General features: G+C 67.1%; 1 pseudogene. It reads left to right on the top strand.

The annotated features are described in order from the left end of the window. A pseudogene (locus tag EOA36_RS36660) lies at window positions 1–436 on the top strand (glycine dehydrogenase (aminomethyl-transferring)); the annotation flags it as partial. Between the last annotated feature and the right edge of the window lie 145 nt (window positions 437–581).

The following is a 581-nucleotide window of genomic DNA, read 5'->3' on the forward strand; positions in this document are numbered from 1 at the left end:
GCTCAAGGAGAGCGCCGGCATCGGTGTCGAGGACATCGCCAAGCGCCTGATCGACTATGGTTTCCACGCGCCGACCATGTCGTTCCCGGTCGCCGGCACGCTGATGGTCGAGCCGACCGAGTCCGAGCCCAAGCGCGAACTCGACCGTTTCTGCGAGGCCATGATCGCCATAGCCGGCGAAGCGGCGAAAGTGGCCAAAGGCGAATGGCCCTTGGCCGACAATCCGCTGGTCAACGCACCGCATACGTCAGCCGAGGCGCTGGCCGGTCAATGGACCCACCCTTACTCGCGCCTGGAAGCGGCCTATCCCGCCGGCGACGCCGACACCCCCGCAAAGTACTGGCCGCCGGTATCGCGCATCGACAATGTCGCCGGCGACCGCAACCTGGTCTGCTCCTGCCCGCCGCTGTCGGATTATCTGGGTGCTGCGGAATAGCTACGCGGAGCGCAAGGCCGGCTTGATCGGTTCGGCCCTGCCCATCCTATTGTGGCTGATGACGCAGTTCCGGCCGGCGCGCTTGGCCGCGTAGAGCGTGGAGTCGGCCCTGGCCAGCACCTCGTCGAGGGTGCTGCCGTCGGCC

Origin of the sequence: Mesorhizobium sp. M8A.F.Ca.ET.021.01.1.1 (genome assembly GCF_003998025.1) — a bacterium.
Lineage (GTDB): Bacteria > Pseudomonadota > Alphaproteobacteria > Rhizobiales > Rhizobiaceae > Mesorhizobium.